The organism is Algoriphagus sp. (assembly GCF_024642405.1).
Classification (GTDB): domain Bacteria; phylum Bacteroidota; class Bacteroidia; order Cytophagales; family Cyclobacteriaceae; genus Algoriphagus.
The window spans coordinates 1-8,197 of sequence record NZ_JAHEBC010000164.1; the positions used below are offsets into that span (position 1 = coordinate 1).

Sequence of the window (8,197 nt, forward strand, 5' to 3'; positions counted from 1 at the left end):
AAAAGAAAAACAGGAATACAATTTGTGATTTTACTGCTTATTTTCCTTAATCCAGATTTGGGGGTAGCGCAGGAAAAATTGCCTTCGGAGGCGGTCAAGCTAGAAATTGTTTTACCTAGAGCTATTTGGGGTTCTAAATCAAAAATCACGATCACAGACTATGCAAAAGTTATAGCTAAAGAGGGAATCATTTCATCAAAAATAAAAGAAATTGAAGGGGTAGGTTTTTCAGAATCCAAAAATAACCTAAAGATATCGCTGATGGTTTCGGAAATTGAATTTGCCGAATTGGAAGGACAAGCATTCAGCTATGTAGATTATGGAGTTGAAAGTAACAATATGCTCAACCGTTTCTTGGATTTAGGGATTGAATCAGAAACAATCACTCGAATGGCTTTTCTTCCTCGTGTCAACAAGGGAACAATCAAAATCTCAACTGATTCATCCGCAACTTGGGATATGAAATTCAATATCCCAGTAGAACAAATCAGGGAAGATTTTTTGGTAGGTTACTTGACCAATGGAACGCGATCTATCAAAGTAATTCAAACCAATTTAGATTACTTGCTTAATCAAAATGATCCTATTTATATCAATGATGGGTTTGATTTTTATGAATTTGTCGAGGATGGAATATCGATCGGGGCGGTCACTTTTGAGGCTGAAAATTCTATTTGGCTCAAACCCGGCATTGATTCTTATACGCAAATGGTTTTGTGCACTGCAATGATGGCTTTAGCCTTTTAAAATGGCTTGATTTTGAATTAAATAAATGACTTTAGATTATTATTCTACTGGACTTGTAAATCTCCATGAACCACTTTATTTCTGAAAGACTTCTTTAATAGCCTCCAAATAATCAAACCCATGCCCTTCGGTGGGCTCTATATAATTTCCTTCCAGATACTCGTTCCAACAGCAAATCATTATCTTATTTCCATTGCTGTTTCTGTATTTTCTAGACACTTGTTGGGCTTCCATCAGTTTGGCTAAAAACGTCTTTTTTGTACTGTGAACATTGTCTTTGATCGGTTCACTTGGAAATCCTGATGGCTGTGGCCAAGTACCTCCCGCAGGACGCATATCCCAACCCATGGCTACGGGTACTTGATATTCAAAATTGGGATCACTTTTAAACTTCTCTGACCACATATTCCAATGTCCTTTATATGTTTCTCTCATATCTGCATAGGACTTGTTGTCCTTCTCCATAAAGTTGTGATAAACATAAGCTGTCATTCCTTCAAAACCCATACTCTTTAATCTCGGCACATACTCTTGAAGCAACTGTTTGTTAAGGTATTGACCACCTTCCCATGGTTTATTTGGGTTATTTGGTTTCCATTGGGTAGGTAAGCCATATAGTCTTTCTCTTTCTAGCATTGGGCCTGCTGTAACCGCAATGAATTTTATCCCAGCTAAACCTGCTTTTTTTGCAGTAGCTTGAGAAAGATCCAAAAGGTCTTTAAGTTTCAAACCATAGAACGCAGCACGGGATTCAGCATCTTGGGGAAAATAGAAGTATACTATCGGTCTACCATCTTTTTCTTTGAGATAATCTGCTCTTGAAAAATATTCATCGATCCAGAGTTGCGTTATTTTTTCATGAACCTTGAGATAAAGTTCCTTATCCGGTTTTTCTCCTTCATAATTCGCTTTTCTTGCTTTTGCATCTGGCGAACCTATTTCCAACCAGTGCATCCAACGCTCATTACTATCATCACACCAATTGATAGCCCATTTCATTTGTTTTTCTTTTGGAAGTTTAGCGTTGACTTCCATCATAACCTTAAGCTGATCACCCCATTCTACTAAACCTGGAACAGCCACCCTTCCATCTCGATTGGTATCTATTTTCCATCCTTTGGGGTAATAAATTTTTGATTGAGGTCCAAAATACAAATGGTAGTAATATTGCCTTCCAAAAAACCAATCGTAAACAAAAAAATCAATTCCATAACTCTTCATGTATTCCAATTGCTTTCTGATAACCTCAGGATCATCTCTTTTGTAAAATCCTTTAAGCTCAGCAATAGGTTTCCTATCGAGATACGGACCTTCGTAGGGGTATTTGGCATTGTAAATTCTTCCTTTTGGCCCCCAGATTCCAGTGTTTTGTACACTAGAACAATCCCCTTTACCGGTAATACAAGACCAAAAACTATCTCGATCAATAGTGGGATCAGGGGACGTGTTCCAGGAAGGCATATAGTAAACGCCGACTAATTCTTCGCTTGATTCCTGATAATTGGTTAGTGGGAAGTTTACATAACTTGCAGATAATGAAAAAGGGTCTAGAACTGTAGATTTCCTTTGGCAAGAGGATAAAATCCCCAAAAAAATGAAACTAAAAATCAGATTATACTTAAAAATCTTTTCCATATAATGCATTTATTAAAAATAATGCTTCTGTTCTAAAATTGCACTAATTTGATTAAACCTTTGAAATTTCTTTATTCATTATCTGAATTCCCCGCACATTTGGGTGAAGTCTTTCGAAATCCAATTGATAGGTAAAAACTTTTTTGTATCCCATATTTTCATAAAATCTCTTAGCTTGAGGCTTTTCAACCATCGCTTCCAACCAGATGTTATCTAATCCATTTGCTCTAGCAACTAGTTCAATATAGGCCATCAATTCTTTTGCAACCCCTTTTCCATGAACAGAAGCATCAAGGTAAAGTCTATGAAGCTTCATGGCATTAGGAATCTCTGTTTCCCTTGGAGAAAATGGGAAATCATATTTTAAGATGCCAATTGTCTTTTCCTGGTATTCTACAAAAAAATAATGGCTTCTCTCTCTGGAAAGCTCCTTTTTGACATTTCCAAAGTTGTAGCATAACTCTAAATACCAATCACCTCCGTCTGTCCAAAAGTCTGCATAGGCGTTTTTATAAACCCTTTGCATTAACCCAAAAAGTTTCGGCTGATCTTCTGGTTTAATGGGTATTAAGGAGAGGTTTTGATTGATATTGATCATGGGGTTTCAAAATTTCCTTCAAATTAGCAAACAATAAAAAACCACAGCCAAACGACTGTGGTTTTCAAAATGAAATATTTTTAATCTTATTTTCTTGAAATAGCTTTCTTTACAGCTTTTACAATATTCTCAGCATTCAAGCCATATTTTTCTAGCAATTGAGCCGGGGTTCCTGATTCTCCGAAGCTATCATTTACACCAACATATTCAAGAGGAGCCGGGTGATTTCGAGTTAACGTTTGAGCGATACTATCCCCCAATCCTCCATTAATTTGATGCTCTTCGGCGGATACTGCACAACCTGTTTTTTTAACGGATTCCAAAATTGCTTCCTCATCCAATGGTTTAATCGTGTGTATATTGATCACCTCAGCATGAATTCCTTCCTCGCGAAGCATGGCTTCAGCAACTACCGCTTCCCAAACAAGATGTCCTGTCGCGAATATAGTTACGTCCTTACCATCAATCATTTTCCAGGCTTTGCCAATTTCAAACTTTTGATCAGCAGGGGTGAAGATAGGCCAACTAGGTCTTCCAAATCTCAAATAGACGGGTCCTTCATGTTCTGCAATTGCTAAAGTAGCTGCCTTTGTCTGGTTGTAGTCACAAGGATTGATAACCGTCATATTTGGAAGCATTTTCATCATTCCGAGATCTTCTAAAATCTGATGTGTAGCTCCGTCTTCTCCTAGCGTTAAACCAGCATGAGAAGCACAGATTTTGACATTTTTTTCAGAATAAGCAACTGATTGACGGATTTGGTCATAAACTCTTCCTGTTGCAAAGTTCGCGAAAGTTCCGGCGAAAGGGATTTTACCACCTAAAGCTAAACCTGCCGAAAGCCCGATCATATTTGCTTCTGCAATACCTGTCTGGAAGAAGCGTTCAGGGAATTCCTTTTGAAAAGCTCCCATTTTTAATGATCCGATCAAATCGGCACAAAGGCCAACCACATTAGGATTTTTCCTTCCGGCTTCTAAAAACCCATCTCCGAAACCAGAGCGGGTATCTTTTTTTTCTGTATATGTAAATTTTAAGTCTAAGCTCATTTGTTGATTTTTTTTGGAATGGAATTAATAGTCACCGAGAGTTTCTTCAAGTTGAGACAAAGCATTCTCAAGTTGCTCGTCATTGGGAGGTGAACCATGCCACTTATGCGTACCAACCATAAAGTCTACTCCAAAGCCCATCTCCGTATGAAGTAGGTTCATCACTGGTTTGCCTTCTCGAGTCAAATTTTTCGCCTTTTCCAAACCGATAAGAACTGATTCCATGTCATTCCCATTTGGAGTTTCCATTACTTCCCATCCGAAAGCTTCAAACTTGGCTCTTAAGCTCTTTAAGTCCATTATTTTATTGGTAGGACCATCGATTTGCTGTCCATTATAATCCACAGTAGCTATTAAATTATCAACTCCATAATGCGCTGCGTACATGGCTGCTTCCCATACCTGTCCTTCCTGAAGCTCTCCGTCTCCCATCATCACATAGACTAGTTTGTCATCGCCGTCAAGTTTTTTTGCTTGAGCAGCCCCAAGAGCTACAGAAAGCCCTTGCCCCAATGAACCCGAAGCGATGCGTACGCCGGGTAGGTGTTCCTCTGTTGCAGGGTGACCCTGAAGTCTTGAGTTCAGTTTTCTAAATGTTTTTAATTCTTCTACCGGGAAATATCCACTTCTCGCCAAAACTGAATACCATCCTGCAGAGAGGTGTCCATTTGAAAGAAAGAAAATATCTTCTCCTTTTCCATCCATTTTGAAATCTGGATTGTGCCTCAACTGGTCAAAATATAGGGCTACAAAGAATTCAGCGCAGCCAAGTGGTGCACCAGGATGACCGGATTGTACTGCATGTACCATTCTTAACACATCTCTCCTGAGCTGAGTAGCGATTTTCTGGAGTTGTTCGATTGATTGTTTTTCCATTACGGAGGTTTATTTTAAGATTTGAGTGGTATGATCTTTTGTTTTTACTTTATCAATAATTTCAGCAATCTTCCCTTCTTCATCGATAATAAAAGTGGTTCGGGCTGTGCCCATATACTTCCTACCATACATGGATTTTTCTACCCAGGTTCCATAAGCTTCATGTACTTTTTTGTCTGGATCTGCGATCAATGAAAATGGTAGAGATTGCTTTTCTATAAATTTTTGATGTGATTTTTCTGCATCTGAACTAATTCCGAAAACTACAAACCCAGCTTTTTGTAGTGCTTCGTAATTATCTCTCAAATTACATGCTTGAGCCGTGCAGCCAGGCGTATTGTCTTTTGGATAAAAGTAAAGAACCACTTTCTTACCACGGTAATCAGAAAGTTTAATGCTTTCACCTGTTTCAATTTTTGCTTCAAAATCTGGGGCCGTTTGGCCAACTTCTAAATTCATATCGTTTCTTTTGAAATAAATAATTTGTTTACAAAGTCCCTTTCCACTCTGCTACATTGCCTGCCTGATCTGTAACCTTGACTAAAATAGGACCTTTAATAGGTTCACCATTTTGAGTTTCAGACCATATAACAGCTTGTTTGTGTTCGTAGCGCATCAAAAGCCATTTGCCGTTGACATTTGCTTCAAAACTATCGATGCCTGAAGAATTATCTCTTATCGTAAACCGTAGTCCAGTAGAATTGATCCGAACTGGAGTTAAGGTTGGTTTTACATCGTCGGTGGATAAAACAAAAGTACCAAAATTTCTGGTTTTAAAACGGATAGATTCACCTTCCCAAGTTCCTCCTATAAAAGACTTTCTTCCGTTTGAAGCTTCCTGGAATACAAATACTTTTTCTTTATCCCCTTTATAATCTGGGAGATTCCAAGTGATTTCCATTTCACTCCATAAATTTTCTGAAGACTCATTGATTTCAATACGAGGAGAAGAGGAACTTCCGCTTTGTTTCACTCTTAAATATAAATCTTCCAATAAAGTCCTTTCAGTAAATTTGATTTTTACATTTTCATTTGCAAAAAGGTGTTCACTATCGGCAGGGATTTTAGCATTAATTCCAACAATTACCACCTCGGAACAAACATCAATTTCTTCGGGAATTCCGAAATTCATGTCCCATAAATAGGTTCTGCTTTGAGAATTTTGGTAGGCAGGGAGCATTTCAAAAGTATGAGCTCCCACATAAAATTTTGCTAAACCACCATTTGGTGAAATTGGAGCTTTTACTTTTAAAATATGGCCCTCATAGGTAACAGTTGCTCTAGAAGGAGCCGGTCCATCATTTACATTATGCTCTAAATCTTGCCCCTGTAAAGGGATCGAGATCTTTCTGGTATTTCCATAAGCATCTTTGAGTGATAATTGATAGGTTTTTTTGATGCCAGGATCCAATTCAAAATAACCTGTATTGGGTGCTTTTGGGCTGAAATAATCAAATCTAAGATCTTTTTGTACATACAGTTTTGTGAACCTGTTTCTGTAGGTATGTAGCAAAAACTGACGGGTATAATTGAAATCAACTTTGTCCACGACCAATGAAAAAACCATGGTTGTATCCTCTGATAGTTCAAAAGTTGAAAATCCATTTCTATTGCTTGCACCATCAAGTTGATCAAAACTTTGAATTTCAAGACCAACTTGCCCTGTGATTTGAATGGTAGAAGGTAGTGTGTAGGAACCACTTGAATATACGGGTGTTACTTCCAGTCGCTCAAACTTTCCATTTACTCTTGAATCAATGTTTAAGGGAACAATGGCAATCTTTTGTGGAGTAGGGGGGGTATTATCTACTATTTCTGGAAATCCAAAAAGTAAGGGGTCTAAAGCCCGCTCTAGACTATCCCGAATCTCAAAATGTAAATGAGGCCCACCCGAACCTCCCGTGTTTCCACTATCCGCTATCCTTTCTCCTTTTTTTACGGATAATTCTCCTGGTTCAGGATAAACTTCTAATTCATTTACCTTTGCTTCATACATTTTATTTCGCATGAAATCGGTCAACTGTTTGTTGAAATTTCTCAAGTGTCCATAAACTGTGATTTTTCCATTAGGATGCTTGAGGTAGATGACATTTCCATATCCAAATGAAGAGACTTTGATCCGATAAACCCAGCCATCAGCAGCTGCAAGGATAGGTTCTCCTTCCTGACCTCCAGTTTTGAAGTCCAACCCCGTATGAAAGTGATTTGGTCTTAATTCAGCAAAGTTTCCTGCTAAATAATTTCGGACTCCAGGTTTGATCGGTGATATAAAATAGCCTTTATCAACTTCCTGCGAATAGGAAGAAATGGGAAAACAGAATATTAAAAGAATGAAGATTAATGATTTATTTAACTTCAAAATCAAGCAGTTTTTTTGTCCCGATGAATCCTTCTAATCTATCTCCTATATGAACCGGGCCAACTCCAGCTGGTGTCCCCGTGTAGATCAAATCACCCTTTTTTAACATAAAAAACTTGGACACATACTCGATGATGGTACCAAAATCAAAAAGCAATAAACTAGTGTTTCCTTGCTGGCGAATTTCTCCATTTATTTCCAAATGAAAGTCTATATTATTTAGATCTTGAAACTCAGAAACAGGAAGGAAATTTCCTATGGGAGCAGAACCGTTAAATGCTTTTGAAATTTCCCATGGAAGTCCTTTTGCCTTGCATTGATCTTGCAAATCACGCGCTGTAAAATCGATTCCAAATCCAATTTCATCAAAATATCGGTGAGCAAACTTTTTTTCAACATACTTTCCTTCTTTGTTGATTTTCAGAACCAACTCAGCTTCATGATGTATATTTTTAGAAAAATCTGGATAGTAAAACGGCGCTCCCTTTTTCAAAACCGCGGTTTCGGGTTTTAAAAACACAACAGGATTAGTAGGCTTTTCGTTTTTGAGTTCCTCTATGTGAGCCACATAGTTGCGGCCTATGCAAATAATCTTCATATGAACTTTTAATCTACGGCTTGAAAGAGCATTAATAGCGCTCCATTTTGATCGAGCAAAGTAAGCTGATTCTCTGCAATTTGATATGTTTTTGTTTCAGAAATTGCTTTTAGAATTTCATTTTCCACGCTCATATCAATACAGGCCATTTTAGTAGAAGCCCCTGGTCCAAATTCAATATTCTTAGGGTCAATTGATTTAATTTTACCCCGAATAGTATTACATCCTAAATCTCCAAAAAAAGTCAACTCACCAGCATTGAATTCAAAAATTAAAGCCTCTTTTGATTTAATGCTAATTGGATTTCGGATCTCACCTGCTTGCAGGACTTTCCA

The 8,197-nt window shown here is 37.8% G+C and carries 9 protein-coding genes; 1 reads left to right on the forward strand and 8 read right to left on the reverse strand.

Features of this window, described 5'->3' with window-relative positions; all coding sequences use genetic code 11:
- The coding region (locus tag Q0L68_RS12595; RefSeq protein WP_296703667.1) for a hypothetical protein at positions 1-747 on the forward strand (747 nt) is incomplete at its 5' end.
- 75 nt (positions 748-822) lie between these two features.
- Here the strand turns inward: Q0L68_RS12595 and Q0L68_RS12600 are convergent.
- From Q0L68_RS12600 to Q0L68_RS12635, 8 genes are all read right to left on the reverse strand, one after another.
- Positions 823-2,382, reverse strand: a complete 1,560-nt coding sequence (locus Q0L68_RS12600; protein WP_296703669.1) for a glycoside hydrolase family 99-like domain-containing protein — start codon at positions 2,380-2,382, stop codon at positions 823-825.
- Positions 2,383-2,434: 52 nt separating this feature from the next.
- Positions 2,435-2,980 (reverse strand): GNAT family N-acetyltransferase, encoded by a 546-nt coding sequence (locus tag Q0L68_RS12605; protein WP_296703671.1) that lies wholly within the window; start codon positions 2,978-2,980, stop codon positions 2,435-2,437.
- A gap of 86 nt (positions 2,981-3,066) precedes the next feature.
- A complete protein-coding gene (locus Q0L68_RS12610) occupies positions 3,067-4,029 on the reverse strand; it encodes a transketolase family protein (protein WP_296703673.1) in 963 nt (320 codons plus the stop codon).
- Positions 4,030-4,053: 24 nt separating this feature from the next.
- Complete coding sequence (locus Q0L68_RS12615) at positions 4,054-4,905, reverse strand: transketolase (protein ID WP_296703676.1); 852 nt, start codon at positions 4,903-4,905, stop codon at positions 4,054-4,056.
- 9 nt (positions 4,906-4,914) lie between these two features.
- Entirely contained in the window at positions 4,915-5,364 is a 450-nt protein-coding gene (bcp, locus tag Q0L68_RS12620) for a thioredoxin-dependent thiol peroxidase (RefSeq protein WP_296703679.1), read from the reverse strand.
- A gap of 28 nt (positions 5,365-5,392) precedes the next feature.
- Positions 5,393-7,264, reverse strand: a complete 1,872-nt coding sequence (locus Q0L68_RS12625; RefSeq protein ID WP_296703682.1) for a M23 family metallopeptidase — start codon at positions 7,262-7,264, stop codon at positions 5,393-5,395.
- Positions 7,251-7,862 carry a fumarylacetoacetate hydrolase family protein gene (locus tag Q0L68_RS12630; protein WP_296703685.1) on the reverse strand — a complete coding sequence of 204 codons (612 nt, stop codon included), beginning with the start codon at positions 7,860-7,862 and terminating at the stop codon, positions 7,251-7,253. The genes Q0L68_RS12625 and Q0L68_RS12630 overlap by 14 nt, the downstream gene beginning before the upstream one ends.
- An 8-nt stretch (positions 7,863-7,870) precedes the next feature.
- A partial coding sequence (locus tag Q0L68_RS12635; protein ID WP_296703688.1) for an META domain-containing protein occupies positions 7,871-8,197 on the reverse strand: 327 nt, incomplete at its 5' end.

Bases quoted from the DNA above. Each gene is read 5' to 3' on its own strand.
- Q0L68_RS12600 (WP_296703669.1), bottom strand. From the start codon at position 2,382: ATGGAAAAGATTTTTAAGTATAATCTGATTTTTAGTTTCATTTTTTTG.
- Q0L68_RS12605 (WP_296703671.1), bottom strand. From the start codon at position 2,980: ATGATCAATATCAATCAAAACCTCTCCTTAATACCCATTAAACCAGAA.
- Q0L68_RS12610 (WP_296703673.1), bottom strand. From the start codon at position 4,029: ATGAGCTTAGACTTAAAATTTACATATACAGAAAAAAAAGATACCCGC.
- Q0L68_RS12615 (WP_296703676.1), bottom strand. From the start codon at position 4,905: ATGGAAAAACAATCAATCGAACAACTCCAGAAAATCGCTACTCAGCTC.
- bcp (WP_296703679.1), bottom strand. From the start codon at position 5,364: ATGAATTTAGAAGTTGGCCAAACGGCCCCAGATTTTGAAGCAAAAATT.
- Q0L68_RS12630 (WP_296703685.1), bottom strand. From the start codon at position 7,862: ATGAAGATTATTTGCATAGGCCGCAACTATGTGGCTCACATAGAGGAA.